Here is a 17292-nt window from a genome sequence, read left to right as displayed (position 1 = left end):
GGAATCGCCATGACAAAGAAAACCCAAGCTGAATTCGCCCGCAACGGCATCATCACCGCCCAGATGGAATACGTGGCCAACCGTGAAAAGGTCTCACCCGAAAGGATCCGCCAGGCCATCGCAGAGGGAACCATGGTCATCCTGGGAAACAACAGCCGCCCCAATGTGGATCCTGTCGCTGTAGGCAAGGGCATCCGCACGAAAGTCAACGCATCGGTGGGCTCATCGTCAGACCTGATGGAAAGCGAGGGTGAACTGGATAAGCTGCGGGCCGCCGAGAAGGCCGGCGCCGATACGATCATGGATCTCTCCTCAGGCGGCGACATTGAGGGATTCCTGCGCCAAACCATCGCCAGCACAGGGTTGCCTGTGGGCACTGTGCCCCTGTATCAGGTCGCGAAAGAGGCGATTGAACGCTACGGCTCTGTGGTCGCCTTGACAGAGGAGGATATCTTCACCGCCATCGAAAGACATGCCGAAGCCGGCGTAGATTTCATGGCCTTGCACTGCGCCTTGAACATGGATGTGATCGACCGGTTGCGCCGGCAGGGCCGGGTGACGGACATCGTTTCCCGAGGGGGCGCTTTCATGACCGGTTGGATGCTTCACCATGGCAGGGAAAACCCGCTCTACGCCCGATTTGACCGTGTGCTGGAGATCGCCAAGCGCTATGACATCACCCTCTCCATCGGCGACGCCATCCGGCCCGGCGCCATCGCCGACTCACTCGACCGGGCACAGATCCAAGGGCTGATCCTGGTGGGCGAGTTGGTTCAACGAGCGCTGGAAGCCGGCGTCCAGGTGATGGTCGAAGGCCCCGGCCATGTGCCGGCCCACCATATCCAGACGACGATCCAGATGCAAAAACAGCTTTGCCACCAGGTTCCCTATTTCGTTTTGGGCACACTGGTAACAGACATCGCCGCCGGATACGACCATATCTCCTCCGCCATCGGGGCGACAATGGCTACGATGGCGGGCGCCGATTTCATCTGTTACGTCACCCCGGCGGAACACCTCCGGCTGCCGACGGCGGAGGATGTTCATCAGGGCGTCATTGCGGCCCGCATCGCCACCCATGCCGGCGACATTGCCAAAGGCATCCCCGGCGCCGCCGACTGGGACCTGGAGATGTCCCGCGCCCGCAAGGCCCTCGATTGGCGCCGCCAGATCGAACTCTCCATCGATCCGGACCATGCCCGGCAGGTGCGTTCAGCTCGCAATGCCGATGACGCGCCGGCCTGTTCCATGTGCGGGGAACTTTGCGCCATGAAGGTGGTCAGCCAGTACCTGGGCAGCGACGCCGTTGAGGGATGCTAGACGAGGTTGATAGGTAACGAGAGTGATAGGTAAGGACGAGGGAGGATAGGTAAGGACGGGGAGGATTCGGAGCCAGCCTGTCGAATAATCGCAAGATATGTATTTCACGATAAGACAGAGGAGTGCTGATGATGATCGAACAGGCCCAACCGAAGCGGAAACGTCCTAACCGCCTGCTGGCTTTGGCGCTGGCGGCGCTGTTCACCCTCCAGGTGGTTTTGCTGGCCGGCTGCGGCAACACCGGCGAATCCAAGGCCGCCGATCCGAAGTCCACACCGGCCCCGTCCGGCGCTGCCGCTGGACCTGTCAAACTGGGCATCCTGCCCATCGAAGACAACCTGCCCTTTTATGTGGCCGAACAGGAAGGCTTGTTTAAGGCCCGTGGCGTCGATGTGACCCTGGTGCCCTTCAGTTCTGCCCAAGAACGGGATGCGGCCATGCAGGCCGGTCAGATTGACGGCGAGGTCGCCGATCTGGTGGCGGTGGCGCTGTTGCAAAAGAGCGGCACCCCCGTCAAAGTGGCGGCTGTCGGCCTCGGCGTCACCGCCAAAGAAGGCCGATTCGCCCTGCTGGCGTCGCCCAAGTCGCCGGTGCAGCGCCTGTCTGATCTGAAGGGCGCCCAACTGGCCATCTCGGAGAACAGCATCATCGAGTTTGTGGGCGACCAGCTCCTGGCCGAGGGCGGGCTCCAACCGGGCGACGTCAAGAAAATGGCCATTCCCAAAATCCCGGTGCGACTGCAGATGCTCTTGAGCGATCAGATCACCGCCGCCATCCTGCCCGATCCGTTGGCGTTCCTGGCCGAACGGCAGGGGGCGAGGTTGATCGCCGATGATACGCAGAAAAACATCTCCCAGACGGTGTTGCTGTTCCGCAAGGACAGCGTCGAGAAAAACCGGGAGGCGATCAAGAAGGTCGTCGCCGTCTACGGCGAGGCCGGTCAGGCGCTGACGGCCGATCCGGTCAAATACCGTCCCCTCGTTGTCGCCAAGGCGAACATCCCGAAAGAGATCCAGGACAGCTACCAGTCGCCCACCTTCTCCAAGCCTGTTCCCCCCAGCCGGGAGGAGCTGACGCGGGTGATGGATTGGATGGCGGCGAAAAAACTGCTGGAGAAACCCTATGCCTATGAGGATCTGGTCGATCCGTCGTTGGCGCCATGATTGTCGCCAGGGATCTCCGGTTGGCTTACCGCCAACCGGGGAACAATGTAACCATATTGGATGACTTTGACCTCACCGTTCCCGAGGGGGAGCGTTGTGTCCTGATCGGACCTTCCGGTTGCGGGAAGAGCACCCTGCTGCTGCTGCTGGCGGGGTTGCTCCGGCCCAGCGGCGGCCGTAACGACAACGGCGACCGCGGCGACACCGCGAGTAGCAACAAAGCCAGTAGCAACACCGGCGACCGCAGCAACGCCGGCGACCCGAGTGACACCGGCGGTCGCCATGGGGGCGGCCGGTTGGATGTGGGCGGCCGCCCACTGGCCGGCCCCCGGCCCCAAACGTCGCTGATCCTGCAGGACTTCGGTCTCTTCCCCTGGAAGACGGTCGAAGAGAATATCGCCCTGGGCTTGCGGATAAAAGGGTTGGGGGGGCGAGAGGCCGTCGAGCAGGTTCGTCCCGTGATCGAACGGCTCGGCCTGGCGGGAACAGAGCGCCGCTATCCCCGCCAACTCTCCGGCGGGCAACGGCAACGGGTGGCCGTGGGCCGTGCCTTGGCGACACAACCGGACCTGTTGCTGATGGATGAACCGTTTTCTTCGCTCGACGCGTTGACACGGGAGTCGCTCCAGGATCTGATCCTGGAGATCGCCGGCCGCGATGGGCTGACCATCGTCCTCGTCACCCACAGCATCGAGGAGGCCGCCTTCCTCGGCCAGCGCATCCTCATCCTCGACGGCCCCCCGCTGCGGATCATCGGCCAAGTGGAAAACAGCGGCGCCGGCGCGCCGGACTACCGCCGGCAAAAGGGATTTCACGCCGCCTGTGACGAGATCCGCCGGCTCATGGTCACCGCTTCCGAAAGGAGGGAGGGACGATGAGGCGATTGCGCAGCGGCCTGGCGATGGTCGGCGCCGCCCTTGTCCTGATCGCTCTTTGGCAGCTGCTGGCGCAGGCCGTTCACAACCCCATGCTGCCCACGCCGGGCGAGGCCTTCCGTGCTTTTGGCATATCCTTTTCAGGCCCCTTGCCGAGCCACCTTTGGGCCAGTACCTTTCGGGTGCTGGTCAGCCTTTTTCTCTCGATCCTGCTGGCCGTTCCCGCCGGTCTCTTTCTGGGGAGAAACCCGAAGGCCGATCGCTGGGTGGCGCCGGTCGTCTTTCTCACCTATCCCATCCCGAAAATCGTCTTTTTGCCGCTGGTGCTGCTCTTTCTCGGCATCGGCGATGCCTCAAAGGTCTTTCTGATCACCCTGATCGTCTCTTATCAGATCCTGGTGACGACGCGGGACGCCGCCCGAAGCGTCCGCGAATACGACCTGCTCTCCCTCCGTTCCCTGGGGGGCAGCGGCTGGGACCTCTATCGCCATGTGATCATCCCCGCCTGTGTGCCCGACATCCTGACTTCCTTGCGCATCAGCATGGGAACAGCGGTGGCCGTTCTCTTCCTGGTGGAATCTTTCGCGACCACCGAGGGGCTCGGTTACTACATCATGGATGCCTGGAGCCGCGCCGCCTCTGCAGAGATGTTCGCCGGGATCATCGCTATGGGACTGCTTGGATTCGCCTTGATCCTGCTCGTCGATCTGGCCGAGGCATGGCTCTGTCGCTGGCAGGCGGCTGAACAAGATATGGAATAAAATGGATGACAGATTGACAATGCTTTTGCCTTTCCGCTAAAATATTGAGTGTGCAGCCCCGTTTTATTCCATTGTTCAGCGAAGGGAAAGGAAAGGTGAATTCATGTTCTATTCCGCCTATGACCTGATCGTCGTGCCCTTCTTTTTCCTGGCCCTGTATGCGCAGTACAAGGTGTCCAGCACCTTCAGCAAGTACTCAGAAGTTTCCGCACGCGGCGGCAACACAGGCGCCCAGGTGGCCAGAGGGTTGCTCGACGCCAACGGTCTCCATCACGTGCCCGTCGAGATGGTCGAAGGCCGGCTTTCGGACCATTATGATCCCGGAGCAAAAGCGGTTCGGCTGTCGCCTGATGTCTATCACGGGTACTCGGTCGCATCGCTCGGCGTTGCCGCCCACGAGGTGGGCCATGCCATTCAGCATGCGAATGACTATGTGCCGCTATCGCTCCGCCATGCCTTTGTTCCCGTTGCCAACATCGGATCGTCGCTGGCCTTTCCGCTCATCCTGATCGGCTTTTTTCTCCATTGGAGCGGCATGATCTTGTTGGGAATCGTCTTTTTCAGCGCCGCCGTGCTCTTCCAGGTGATCACCCTGCCGGTGGAATTCAACGCCTCGAACCGGGCCATGCAGATGCTCGCTCATTACAATTATGTGGGCCGTGATGAGGTGGGTCTGGTCAAAAAGGTCCTCGGCGCGGCCGCCCTGACCTATGTGGCCTCAGCGCTCGTGGCGGTGGCCGAACTGGTTAAGTATGTGTTAATCTTCTCCTCGTCCAATCGAGACGAATAGGAAAGACGGTTCTCAAAGGCCCTCCGCCGCTGGCGGGGGGCTTTTCACTCCCTGCGCCTTCACCTATAATTGAGACGAGGTGGGACGCGCAATGAAGATACGATTGGCCGGTATTGTGACAGACAGCTTTGTCGACGGCCCGGGGGTGCGGGCCACCGTCTTTGCCCAGGGATGCCCGCATCAGTGTTCCGGTTGCCACAACCCCCATACCCACGACCCGCTCGGGGGTGTCGAAATGGAAGTGGAGGAGGTCCTGGCCGAGATCGACCGGGCACGCCATATCCAGGGGGTGACGTTTTCCGGAGGGGAACCCTTTGAACAGGCGACTGCCTTCGCCGAACTGGCCCGCCGGATAAAAGCGACAGGAAGACATCTGGTTCTTTACTCGGGATACACCTTCGAAACCCTGCTGGAGCGAAGCCGGAACGACGGCGATGTCTTTGAACTCCTTTCCCTGGCCGATTGGCTCGTCGATGGCCCTTACGTCGAATCCCTGCGGGAACTGTCGCTGCCTTTTCGGGGATCCAGGAACCAGCGGATCCTTTTGAGCAAAGAATCGATGGCCGCCGGCCGCGCCTTGCAAGCTATGGCATAGCTTGATTTTTTTTATACAGAGGGGGATATCCATGGCGGAATCTACCCGTTGGGAACAGATCGACGACGGAACGCTCAGCTACTACCGCTTTGGCTGGCCCGCTGGCGCCGTTCACGCCTTTTCCACTCGCAGGGGAGGCTTCAGCGACCCGCCCTATGACGGGCTCAATGTGGCCCTTCATGTGGGCGATGAGCCAGGCCGGGTCAAGCAGAACCGCCAGGCCTTGTCCCGGTCGCTGGGGTTGCCCGAGGGCGACTGGGTTTGTGTCAACCAGGTCCACAGCGACCGGATCGTCTGGGTCGGTCCAGGGGAGGATATTGACGGAGCGATTCCTGCGACGCCGATCGATGCTGACGCCTTGGCCACCGAGGCGGCCGGCGTGCCTCTGGCCGTCTTCGGCGCCGACTGTGGTCTGTTGCTGTTTTATGATCCCCAGGCCCGGCGCATCGGCGCGGTCCATGCCGGGTGGCGAGGCACCGTTGCCGGTTTGCCGAAGAAGATGGTGGAGGCTTTTGTCGCCCGGGGCAGCCGCCCTGGCGACATCCGAGTGGCGATCGGCCCCCAGATCGGCCCTTGTTGTTACCCTGTCGGCGATGATGTGGCCGCGGCCTTTGGCGAACGATGGGCCTTCGCTGAAGCGGTTCTCGGACCGCGCGACAGTGAGGGCAAGCGAGCGCTCCATCTGGCCCTCGCCCAGCGCCTGCAGTTGGTGATGTCTGGGATCGAGGAGGCCCATATCGGGGAATTGGGCCGGTGCACCTCTTGTACAGATACGCTGTTTTCCTATCGCCGCGACAAAGGGCGAACCGGTCGCCAGGCTGCACTGATCATGCTGAAGGCCTCTGGGCAGTCGTAATTTTTGCCGCTGAGGTTTATCGATAAGGAGGAACTATGGCAAAGATCCTGGTTGTGGAAGATGATCAACACATATTGGAACTGGTTCGCTTCAACCTGGAAAAGGAGGGCCACGCCGTCCAGGCGGCTGTCGACGGGGAGGCGGCCCTGGCGTACCTGCAAGAGGAGCTTCCGGACCTGATCATCCTCGATCTGATGTTGCCGCGCCTCGATGGACTTGAACTTTGCCGGCGGGTCCGGTCGCGGAACCATTCCTCCCACCTGCCCATCCTCATGTTGACCGCCAAAGGGGAAGAGGTGGACAAGGTGATCGGCCTCGAGATGGGGGCCGACGACTACATGACCAAGCCCTTCAGCCCGCGCGAATTGGTTGCCCGCATCAAGGCGCTGTTGCGGCGCACCTCCCGGGGAGATGGGCGCACCGGCGGTCCCATGCAGGTAGGCGAGTTGACCATCGACGCCGATCGCTATGAGATCCGAGTGGGGGGCGTCAAACAGGACTTGACGCCGAAGGAGTTTGAACTGCTGCGCTGGCTCGCTTCTCATCCCGGAAAGGTGTTCACCCGCGAGTTTTTGTTGGAACGCATCTGGGGATATGATTTCTTCGGTGACAGCCGGACCGTCGATGTCCACATCCGCCATCTGCGGCAAAAGGTTGAAAAAGATCCGGGCAATCCCCGGTACATTGAAACGGTTCGCGGCGTCGGGTACAAGTTTCGCGACCCGGAGGTCTGATCATGGCCAGCTTCCGGGAGGAGGGGCGCTCCAGGTCAGAAGGTACAGAGTTCGTAGCGGCGCGACACAGCCTGCGGTGGCGAATCACAGCGGCCTTTGTCGTCCTCGTGCTCTTGCCGTTGGGTTGGATTTACTACTTCGCCATCGATGTGTTGGAAACCCATCCAGGTTTGCTGGCCACGTTGGTCTTCTTTTTCGCTTTTTCCACAGGCGTCGTCTTTCAATGGGCGGGGCAACTGGCCAAAACCTTGGAGGAATACACAGGGATTGTTCGCCGGTTGGAGGCGGGCCATGGGGCGAGCCACTACTGGATGGATCAGCCCGATGAGTTGGGTCAACTGGCCAAGGCGATCTATGAGACGACGGAGAGCGTTCGCCACAAGATCCACCAGTTGAGCCAGGACAAAACGAAGTTTGAGACGATCCTGGAATCGATGGTCGAGGGCGTCGTCGGCTTTGATCACATGGGCCGCATCCTGTTGATGAACAGCGCCGCCGAGCAGATGTTGCGGATTCAATCGGACCGTGTCCGGGGCAAGCTGCTTCTGGAGGCCTTCCGCCATCGGGAATTGGAGAGCTTGCTCATCCAGGCCTTGAACACGGGCGAAGTCCAGAAAAAGCAGCTGCAGCTCTGGCCGAACAAACCGCAGACCTTCCGGGTGCAGGTCGTTCCCGTTTGGACTGAACAGCGACGTCTCCTGGGGGCGGCCATGGTGATCGATGATGTGACCGAGGTGCGGCGACTTGAACAGATGCGCACCGAATTTGTGGCCAACGTATCCCATGAACTGCGGACACCGCTCACGTCGATCAAGGGCTTTGTGGAGACGCTCCTCGATGGCGCCCTGGACGACGCCAAGGTGGCCAAACGGTTCCTTTCGATCATCAATGAAGAGACCCAGCGCCTGCAGCGCCTGATCGAGGACCTGTTGCAGCTTTCGCGGATCGAGAGCCAGGCAGGGCGGGCGGTTGAGGACCAAGCCTTCCTGGAACCGGAGATGCAACGGGTGCGCAATCTTTTGGAGCCCATCGCCCTGGAAAAACGAATCACCCTCCAGGTGGATGTGCAAAAAAACCTGCCTCAACTGCCGCTTTCGCCGGACAACCTGAAACAGGTGCTCGTCAACTTGACAGAAAATGCGATCAAATACACCCCCGAGGGCGGTCGCGTCCATGTCCGGGCCTTTCGTCAGGACCAAAACGTCACCCTGGAGGTGCAGGATACAGGGATCGGCATCCCTGAAGAAAGCCTGCCGCGGATCTTTGAGCGCTTCTACCGCGTCGACAAGGCCCGCTCGCGCGAGATGGGCGGCACCGGTCTCGGGTTAGCCATCGTCAAACACATCATCGAACGCAGCGGCGGCCGGGTGACCGTTCATTCTCAGGTGGGTGCCGGATCGATTTTCACCGTTTCCTTTCCCGCCCTCCAGGAATAATGAGCACAATCACAATATATCAATTAACAATAAAATAACATCTCGTTTATCTATTGATAAAATCGAAGTCTTATTCTTCCTTAGGGAGAAGAAGACTTCTTTTTTCTTGCCGCCAATTGATTGAAAAATAGGATGCAGACATGTTTCTCAGGCTGCTTTGTGAAACAGCATGAAAGGGGGAAACGAGGGTGATGACAACGTTTTGTCCGGAGGCTGAAAATGAACTCTCGGTGACCCGCTCCATCGCCGCCTTGCCCATTGGACGTTTTACCGAACCGGTGCAGATGATGGAGCAGCAGTTGAAGCTGCGGGTCATCCAGTTTTTGGCCCAGCAGGCGAGAGCCACAGCCGGTCTGGAAACCGGCGCGGAAGGCATCGTGACCGCGAGCCCGCCCGAAGGGCATGAAACAATCAGGAGGCAAACGGCTTGGGCACCATCGATATGCTAGAAGGTTGGCTGAGAGGCCTTGGTCAGCCTTACTCCCATGAGTTGTGTTTTTTCCCCTCGACTGTGTCCAGCGCCGAGGTCCTCAAGCAGATCGAGCGGGGATTGGAAAATGAAAACGGCATCGGTCTCGTTTTCCTCGACATTGTCGGCTTTACCGCCATCGAACAGAGCTACGGCTTTTCTGTCTGCAAACAGGTGCTGACCAACCTGAGCCGGGCGATCATGGAGGCGAAACCGATCCTGGGCGTTGGTCGCGGTTTGTTCATACATAACCTGAACGGCGACGATTTTGCTGTTTACTACTCCCTGCCGCCGGGGGAAATCGGCAGGGTTCTGGATTTTCTGGAGCGGTTGGCGGAAGACCTGCGCAGTCAGGCCTTGGCCGCAATCAACGAAAGCCTCAGCGGTCTCTTGCGGGAACCCCTCGATCTGCACCTGGGCTGGGCTATTCTTCGCCCCGCCTCCGGCTTGAGCATGGAAAGCCTCGTCTACAATGCCCTCAAGGAAGCGACGGCGATGGCGAAGGGTCACAGCGACGCCAAATGGTCTCGACGGGTATGGGAGTTGAAAGCGGCGATGTCAGCTGAACAATTCCGTGTCGTCTATCAACCGTTGCTTAACCTGGAAAAGGGAGAGCTTATCGGTTACGAGGCCCTCTGCCGGGGTCCTGCCGGCAGCTATTTTGCCTCGCCGAGCGTCCTCTTTCCTTTAGCGGAGAAAGCCGGCCTGCTCTACCCCTTAGAGCGGCAGATAAGGCGAAAGGCGGTCGCCGAATGCGGCGATTTTCTGCAGGATCAACTTCTCTTTCTCAACATCAGCCCCTCAGTGGTGAAAGATCCTGAGTTTGCTCAGGGCAACACACGTCGCCTGATCGCTGAGTACGGCTTGCGTCCCCACAATATCGTTTTTGAAATCACCGAGCGAACAGCCATACATGACTTTGGCAGCTTTCGGCGGACTCTCCAGCATTATCGCAAACAAGGGTTTCAGGTGGCTGTCGATGACGCCGGCGCCGGTTACTCGAGCCTGCAAGCCATCGCCGAACTGCAGCCTGACTATATCAAGATCGACATGTCGCTCGTCCGGGACATCGATGCGTCGCCGATCAAACAGGCGCTCATGGAGACTTTTGTCACTTTCGGGCGTAAGATCGGCGCCAAAATTGTGGCGGAGGGCATCGAAACGGAGAAAGAACTGCGCTTCTTAAGTCAGATCGGTGTGGATATCGGTCAGGGCTATTTTATCGGACGGCCAACGCCGACAGGGGAAGGGGCCAGCGCCGAGTCGATCGCCGTCCTAGCGGAAAAAAAGACCCGCGGGCGTCCGGAGCCGCTTCACGCCGTCACGATCGGCGGCCTGGTGGAGGAGTGCCACACCTTGCAGAAGCACCGGCTAACGCGGGAGGCGATGAAACACTTTCAGCGTCACCCTGATTGCAACAGCCTGGTCATCCTTGACGAGGAAATGCCCGTGGGATTGGTGATGCGGGACAAGATGTACCATCACCTGGCCAACCAGTATGGCGTCGCCCTCTACGCCGATCGGCCCGTGTCCCTGGTCATGGATCATGCCCCGTTGATTGTCGATGGCGCCGTCCGCCTGGATCGCGTCTCCCAGATGGTCACCTCACGACAAGCGCAACGCCTCTATGACCACATCATCGTCACCGGCGAGAACCGATGCATTGGCGTTGTCTCCATCCGGTCGCTCCTCGACCACATGACCCGGATTCAGGTGGAGTTTGCCCTGGCGGCCAATCCGCTCACGGGGTTGCCGGGAAACCCGCGCATCGAACAGGATATCCTGCGGCGGTTTGAGTGGAACCAGACCTTTACGGTCATCTACCTCGATCTGGACAACTTCAAGGCCTTCAATGATCGCTACGGGTTTGAGCGAGGCGACCAGGCGATCAAACTGTTGGCCAAGGTGGCCGGCGACGCTGTCCATGCCTTCGGACGCAGCGATGATCTGCTGGCCCATATCGGCGGCGACGACTTTATCATCTTGACGGGCAGTCCCCACGGCCCCATCTGTGAAGAGATCATCGCCTTCTTTGATAGTGAAATCGGCAATCTCTATTCGTCAGAGGACCGGCAGCGCCAATGCATCGAGTCAAAAGACCGGCAGGGCAACGCCTGTGTCTTCCCGCTCATGTCGGTTTCCCTGGCCGTTGTCGAATGCTGGCCTGGACGGTTCGACCATCCGATGGAGTTGGGCGAGGTGGCGGCAGAGGTGAAGAAGCAGGCCAAGCGGCAGTCGGGAAGTGTATACGTTGTCGACGACAAAGGGCAGGGCTGTTAACAGAATCTTAATCGCGCCGTAATTCGGGGCTAACAAACAAAATGTATAGTTTCTTTTGTGAACTGCGGACATGCGTTGGCATGACGCAAAAAATCGAGGAGGTATCATTACTTCATGAACTCGCTGAAGAAGTTCTCCAAGGTTGTGGCCCTGGCCGCCGTTGTCGGTCTGCTGGGCACTGTGGTTGCCGGTTGCGGCGGAAGCAAACAGGACGCTGCCAAGCCCGCCGCCGACATGGGCATCAAAGGCTCCATCCAGGTGAAAGGCTCGGACACCATCGTCAACCTGAGCCAAGCCATGGCGGAAGAATTCATGAAGAAAAACAAAGACGCCAGCGTCGCTGTCACCGGTGGCGGTTCCGGCACCGGCATTAAAGCCCTGGTGAACGGCACCACCGATCTGTGCAACTCCTCCCGCAATATGACAGCGGAAGAGAAAGCCGAGATCAAAGGAAAAACGCAAAAGGACGTTAAAGAAATCGTCATCGCCAATGACGGCATCGGCTTTATCGTCAACAAAGATAACCCTGTCAAAGAACTGACCATGGAACAGCTTTCTGACATCTACACCGGCAAGGTGAGCAACTGGAAAGAGCTCGGCGGCAATGACGAAAAGATCGTTGTGTATGCCCGTGAAACCTCTTCCGGCACCCATGTCTTTGTCAAAGAGCATGTCATGAAGAACAAGGAATACCGCAGCGACGCCCTGCTGCAAAACTCCAACGCCGCCATCGTCAAAGAAGTGGAAGGCAACAAAGGCGCCATCGGTTATGTCGGACTCGGTTACCTGAAAGACACCATCAAAACCCTTGGTGTGAAGAAAGACGCCGGTTCCGCTGCTGTGATGCCCTCTGAATCCTCTGTCAAAGATAAGAGCTACCCTGTTTCCCGCCCGCTCTTTGTCTATGCCGCCGGTGAACCGCAAGGCGTAGCCAAGGCTTTCGTCGACTTCATCCTGAGCAGCGAAGGGCAAGCCATCGTCAAGAAGATGGACTTTGTGTCCATAAACTAAAAGGGGTTCAGGTTTTGTCAAGGGAGACTGGAGTACAATCGAAAGAGTCGAATGGGCAGAGTGTGAAGTGCTCTGCCCATTTTCCTGCGATGACAGCACCCGGATCAAGGGGGGGCGCGGCATGAGTCCAAACGGCGACAACTCAGCCATCACCAATGACATTGTTGTGCACAAAGAATCACTGAGCAAAAGCGGTTCGAAAAAGAGACGAATCTGGGACTTCACTGAAAAGATATCTGAGGGTCTTCTGTTTATCAGCGCCTTCATCGGCGTCGTCACCGTCATCCTGATTTTCCTCTTTCTATTTAAAGAAGCCATACCGCTGTTGATGGATACGACAGCTTCAAAAACATTGGCATCAAAAAACTGGTATCCCATCTCCAACCCGCCCGTATTCGGCCTGGTGCCGCTGATCGCCGGCTCCATCATCGTCACCTTCGGCGCCATTGTGATCAGTGTGCCTTTGGGTGTCGGCGCCGCCATCTACCTGTCCATGGTGGCCAGCCCCACCGTGCGGGAAATCCTGAAGCCGGCCATTGAGGTTCTCGCCGGCATACCGTCGGTTGTGGTCGGATTCTTCGGTATGGCAGTCCTGGCGCCGCTGATCAAAAACCTGTTTCACCTGCCGACCGGTCTGACGGCCCTGACCGGCGCCATCACCCTGGCCCTGATGGCATTGCCCACGATCACCTCCATCTCGGAGGATGCCATCTCGACGGTTCCTCGCCGCTATATGGAAGCGTCGCTCAGCCTGGGCGCCACCCGCTGGCAGGCGATCCGGACGGTGATCGTTCCGGCCGCCCTGTCTGGAATCACCGCTGCGACGATGCTCGGCATCGGCCGCGCCATCGGTGAGACGATGACCGTATTGATGGTCACCGGCAACGCCGGCATCATCCCCGACTCCTTCCTCGTGCCCGTGCGAACGATGACCGCCACCATCGCCGCCGAAATGGGTGAAGTGGCTCGCGGCAGCGACCATTACTACGCCCTCTTCGTCGTCGGCGCTGTGCTCTTTTTGATGACTTTTGTGATCAACCTCGTCGCCGACATCGTCAGCCGGCGCATGAAGGAGGTCGAGTAACATGTCCCCAAAGGTTGCTGAAAAAATCGCCTTCCATGTCTTGCGCGCCATGGCGGCTTTCATCGTGCTGATCCTCATCGTCGTGCTCTGGGATCTCTTTTCCAAAGGCTTGCCGGCCTTGAACTGGGAGTTCATCACCGAGAACCCGCGCAAGGGGATGACCGAAGGGGGCATCTTTCCCGCCATCGTTGGCACCTTCTACCTCGTCTTGGCGACGATCGTCTTCGCCTTGCCCATCGGCGTGATGACAGCCGTTTACCTGGTCGAGTATGCCCGCGAATCCTGGGCGACCCGCATCATCCGGCTCGCCGTCGTCAACCTGGCCGGCGTTCCCTCTGTCGTCTTCGGCCTCTTCGGACTCGGCTTTTTTGTCCTCTTTTTGGACTTCGGCGTTTCGATCCTCTCCGGATCGCTGACCCTGGCGCTGATGATCCTGCCGGTGATCATCACCACCTCTGAGGAAGCGCTGCGGTCTGTGCCCAACGGCTACCGCGAGGCCAGCCTGGCCTTGGGCGCGACGAAGCTGCAGACGATCCTCTTCATCGTATTGCCCAACGCCATGCCGGGGATTTTGACGGGATCCATTCTGGGCGTTGCCCGGGCCGCCGGCGAGACGGCGCCGATCCTGTTGACGGCCGCCGCCTTTTTCCTGCCCCGTCTCCCCAGCAGCGTCTTCGATCAGGTGATGGCATTGCCCTACCACCTGTATGTGATCGCGACCCAGGTGCCCAACGCCGATCCCAAAATCCCCTATGGTACGGCGACGGTGCTGATGATACTCGTTCTCGGACTGAATCTGGTGGCCATTCTGTTGCGTTCGTACTTCCGGCGCATGCGCAGAGTGTAGGAGGAAAACATGGCAAAGACAAAAATTTTCGCTGAAAACGTAAATCTCTATTACGGCGATTTTCAGGCGCTGAAAAACATCGGCATCACCATCGGCGAGCGGGATGTGACCGCCCTGATCGGTCCCTCCGGGTGCGGCAAGTCGACGTTCCTGCGTTGCCTGAACCGGATGAATGACATCATCCCCACCTGCCGCGTGGAAGGCAGGCTGATGTTTGAAGAGACCGATATCTACCACCCGGACACAGATGTGGTGGCCTTGCGCAAGCGCGTCGGCATGGTCTTCCAGGCGCCCAACCCCTTCCCCAAGACGGTCTACGAAAACGTGGCCTATGCGCCGAAACTGCACGGCCTCAAAGACAAGAGCAAGTTGGACGAAATCGTCGAAACCTCTCTCCGCCAGGCGGCGCTTTGGGATGAAGTGAAAGATCGCCTGCACAAACCGGCCCTCGGCCTCTCAGGCGGCCAGCAACAACGCCTCTGCATCGCTCGCGCTCTGGCCATCCAGCCGGAAGTATTGCTGATGGACGAACCCACATCGGCCCTTGACCCGATTTCGACGTTGAAGATCGAAGAACTGATCCGGGAACTGAAACAGCACTACACCATTGTCATCGTCACCCACAACATGCAGCAGGCGGCGCGCGTCTCCGATAAAACGGCCTTCTTCCTCGTCGGCGATCTTGTGGAGTTTGACGACACCGAGGTCATCTTCACGAATCCAAAGGACCAGCGCACCGAAGACTATATCACCGGTCGTTTCGGTTAAGGCTTCCCGCAGATAAATCAAAAGGGATAAGGGAAAGGGCGGATGGCTCATGACGACGCGTTCAGATTTCGACGTGTCATTGAAAAATTTGCAGCAGGATCTGCTTCGCATGGGCACTCTGGTGGAAGAACAGATCGAAAAAGGGATCGAGGCGTTATCCCGGCAGGATGCCGCCCTGGCCGATCAGGTCGTCGCCAACGACGATGAGATCGATCGCATGCAGCTGGAGATTGAAGACCGGTGCATGAAACTGATCGCCATGCAGCAGCCGATGGCCAAGGATCTGCGGCGGATCAGCGCGGCCTGGCGGATCTCCATCGACCTGGAACGGATGAGCGATAACATCGTTGACATCGCCAAATCAATTCGGCGTCTGGCCCAGGAACCCTATTTCAAACCGCTGATCATCTTCCCCAAGATGGCCCAAATCTGCCAGCGCATGGTCAAGGACGGCCTGGACGCCTATGTCTTTGAAGACCAGGAACTGGCCATCCGCATGAGTGAGCTGGATCATCAGGTAGACTCTCTATATAAGGAAGTTTTTCAAGAACTTTTGTCGATCATGATCCAGGATCAGCAGAAGATCACCCAATCGACCCATCTCCTTTTTGTGGCTCGTTATCTGGAGCGCTTCGGCGATCACGCCACCAACATCGCAGAAACGGTCGTCTACCTGGTCTCAGGTGAACGAAAAGATCTGAACGAATAGGTGGAATAGCAATCGAGAAGGGCGGTTCCATATGGAAACGGACAGTGGCTCCCGGCAGTTGGCTGGGAGCCTGTTTGCGTTGTTTGCTCATGGATCGGCGACGCTTCGGAGAGGCTAAAAAAGCAAGATTCTTTTGCGGGCGATTGTGGAAGGGTTTGAAAAAGGTCGCTCATATTGCTATGATGGGACAAGAGGGCTAAAGCGGGCGGATTTCGCCGGAACGCCTAGGCTGATGCCTGCAAGACGCAGAACGAGGAGAGACACGCATCATGAAACGAGAGATCCAGGTCGATGAACGACTGCCGCTGTTGCAAACGATCCCATTGAGCCTCCAGCACCTCTTCGCCATGTTTGGCTCCACCGTCTTTGTTCCCATTCTGTTCAAAGTCGACCCGGCCACGATCCTCCTCTTCAACGGCATCGGCACCTTGCTGTACCTGTTGATCTGCCGGGGCAAGATCCCCGCCTACCTGGGATCTAGCTTTGCCTTCATTTCGCCGGTGATGATGGTGTTGCCCAAGTACGGCTATGAGGCGGCCCTGGGCGGGTTCATCGTCGTGGGCATCATCTTTACCGTAGTGGCGCTGATCATCAAAGCGACGGGAACCGGCTGGCTCGATGTGATCTTCCCGCCGGCGGCCATGGGCGCCATCGTTGCCGTTATCGGTTTGGAACTGGCGCCTGTGGCCGCCGGGATGGCCGGGTTGATCCCTGACCCGAAAGGGCTCGTTCCGATGGACCCGAAGGTGATCACCGTCTCGCTCTTCACCCTGGCGGTGACCCTGATCGGCTCTGTCGTCTTCCGCGGTTTCTTGGCGATCATCCCCATCCTCTTCGGCGTCCTCGCCGGCTACGCCTTGGCCGGCTTCATGGGCATGGTCAACTGGCAGCCGGTTGCGGAGGCGTCCTGGGTGGCGCTGCCGACCTATTACGCGCCGCGCTTTGACTGGAGCGCCATCGCCATCATCGCCCCGGCGGCCCTGGTTGTAGTGGCCGAGCATGTGGGCCACTTGATCGTGACCGGCAACATCGTCGGCAAAGACCTTTCCCGCGATCCCGGCCTGGATCGCTCCCTTCTCGGCAACGGCTTGTCGACGATCTTCTCCGGCTTTTTCGGATCGACGCCGAATACGACCTACGGCGAAAACATCGGCGTCATGGCCATCACCAAGGTTTATTCCACATGGGTCCTCGGCATCGCCGCCATCATCGCCATCGTCCTTTCCTTTGTGGGCAAGCTGTCGGCGGCCATCCAGGCGATTCCCTCGGCGGTCATGGGCGGCGTATCGCTGCTGCTCTTCGGCGTCATCGCCGCTTCGGGCGTGCGCATGCTCGTCGAGTCGAAGGTGGATTACTCCAAGGCAAGCAACCTGATCCTCACCTCTGTCGTCCTGCTCATCGGTGTCAGCGGCGCCCAGATCCAGTGGGGCGCCATCGCCCTGAAAGGGATGGCCTTGGCAACGGTGGTGGCGATTTTTTTAAGCCTCCTGTTCAAGGTCTTCGAAGTCACCGGTTTGTCCAACGAAGGTCCGGTCGAGAAGCGGCGGGATTCTCACTGATCAATCATTTGAACTGTCGCGGTCTCTATCATTAT

Annotated in this window: 17 protein-coding genes; all 17 read left to right on the top strand. The window is 58.9% G+C overall.

Annotated elements, in window-relative coordinates; translation table 11 throughout:
* The first annotated feature begins 9 nt into the window (after positions 1–9).
* The 17 genes from bzaB to uraA all read left to right on the top strand — a co-directional run bounded on the left by bzaB (position 10) and on the right by uraA (position 17257).
* A complete protein-coding gene (gene bzaB / locus GTO89_RS12805; protein ID WP_161262481.1) occupies positions 10–1320 on the top strand; it encodes a B12 lower ligand biosynthesis ThiC-like protein BzaB in 1311 nt (436 codons plus the stop codon).
* Positions 1321–1451: 131 nt separating this feature from the next.
* On the top strand, positions 1452–2483 hold the full coding sequence (locus GTO89_RS12800) for an ABC transporter substrate-binding protein (protein WP_161262480.1): 1032 nt from the start codon (positions 1452–1454) through the stop codon (positions 2481–2483).
* Positions 2480–3361 (top strand): ABC transporter ATP-binding protein, encoded by an 882-nt coding sequence (locus tag GTO89_RS12795; RefSeq protein ID WP_235920456.1) that lies wholly within the window; start codon positions 2480–2482, stop codon positions 3359–3361. The genes GTO89_RS12800 and GTO89_RS12795 overlap by 4 nt, the downstream gene beginning before the upstream one ends.
* Entirely contained in the window at positions 3358–4119 is a 762-nt protein-coding gene (locus GTO89_RS12790) for an ABC transporter permease (RefSeq protein ID WP_161262478.1), read from the top strand. Before GTO89_RS12795 ends, GTO89_RS12790 begins: the two co-directional genes overlap by 4 nt.
* Positions 4120–4222: 103 nt before the next feature.
* A complete protein-coding gene (locus GTO89_RS12785) occupies positions 4223–4909 on the top strand; it encodes a zinc metallopeptidase (protein ID WP_161262477.1) in 687 nt (228 codons plus the stop codon).
* A 91-nt stretch (positions 4910–5000) separates the two neighbouring features.
* Entirely contained in the window at positions 5001–5504 is a 504-nt protein-coding gene (gene nrdG / locus GTO89_RS12780; protein WP_161262476.1) for an anaerobic ribonucleoside-triphosphate reductase activating protein, read from the top strand.
* A gap of 31 nt (positions 5505–5535) precedes the next feature.
* Entirely contained in the window at positions 5536–6360 is an 825-nt protein-coding gene (gene pgeF / locus GTO89_RS12775; protein ID WP_161262475.1) for a peptidoglycan editing factor PgeF, read from the top strand.
* Between the two features lie 35 nt (positions 6361–6395).
* Positions 6396–7094 (top strand): response regulator transcription factor, encoded by a 699-nt coding sequence (locus GTO89_RS12770; protein ID WP_161262474.1) that lies wholly within the window; start codon positions 6396–6398, stop codon positions 7092–7094.
* A 2-nt stretch (positions 7095–7096) separates the two neighbouring features.
* Positions 7097–8530, top strand: a complete 1434-nt coding sequence (gene pnpS / locus GTO89_RS12765) for a two-component system histidine kinase PnpS (protein ID WP_161262473.1) — start codon at positions 7097–7099, stop codon at positions 8528–8530.
* 191 nt (positions 8531–8721) lie between these two features.
* Positions 8722–8979, top strand: coding sequence for a hypothetical protein (locus GTO89_RS12760; RefSeq protein ID WP_204758238.1), 258 nt, complete (start codon positions 8722–8724; stop codon positions 8977–8979).
* The gene (locus GTO89_RS12755) at positions 8958–11279 is read left to right on the top strand and encodes an EAL domain-containing protein (protein ID WP_161262471.1); all 2322 of its coding nucleotides are present in this window, start codon (positions 8958–8960) and stop codon (positions 11277–11279) included. Before GTO89_RS12760 ends, GTO89_RS12755 begins: the two co-directional genes overlap by 22 nt.
* 114 nt (positions 11280–11393) lie before the next feature.
* Positions 11394–12290: a phosphate ABC transporter substrate-binding protein gene (locus tag GTO89_RS12750; RefSeq protein ID WP_161262470.1), complete on the top strand. Its 897-nt coding sequence runs from the start codon at positions 11394–11396 to the stop codon at positions 12288–12290.
* A gap of 121 nt (positions 12291–12411) precedes the next feature.
* Positions 12412–13374: a phosphate ABC transporter permease subunit PstC gene (gene pstC, locus GTO89_RS12745; RefSeq protein WP_161262469.1), complete on the top strand. Its 963-nt coding sequence runs from the start codon at positions 12412–12414 to the stop codon at positions 13372–13374.
* 1 nt (position 13375) lies between these two features.
* Positions 13376–14221 (top strand): phosphate ABC transporter permease PstA, encoded by an 846-nt coding sequence (gene pstA, locus GTO89_RS12740; protein ID WP_161262468.1) that lies wholly within the window; start codon positions 13376–13378, stop codon positions 14219–14221.
* 9 nt (positions 14222–14230) lie between these two features.
* Positions 14231–14989, top strand: a complete 759-nt coding sequence (gene pstB, locus GTO89_RS12735) for a phosphate ABC transporter ATP-binding protein PstB (protein WP_161262467.1) — start codon at positions 14231–14233, stop codon at positions 14987–14989.
* Positions 14990–15038: 49 nt separating this feature from the next.
* The gene (phoU, locus tag GTO89_RS12730) at positions 15039–15698 is read left to right on the top strand and encodes a phosphate signaling complex protein PhoU (protein ID WP_161262466.1); all 660 of its coding nucleotides are present in this window, start codon (positions 15039–15041) and stop codon (positions 15696–15698) included.
* A 266-nt stretch (positions 15699–15964) separates the two neighbouring features.
* Positions 15965–17257: a uracil permease gene (gene uraA, locus GTO89_RS12725; RefSeq protein WP_161262553.1), complete on the top strand. Its 1293-nt coding sequence runs from the start codon at positions 15965–15967 to the stop codon at positions 17255–17257.
* Positions 17258–17292: the final 35 nt, after the last annotated feature.

Source organism: Heliomicrobium gestii (genome assembly GCF_009877435.1).
Lineage (GTDB): Bacteria > Bacillota > Desulfitobacteriia > Heliobacteriales > Heliobacteriaceae > Heliomicrobium > Heliomicrobium gestii.
This window is presented reverse-complemented; position numbering and strand designations above follow the sequence as displayed.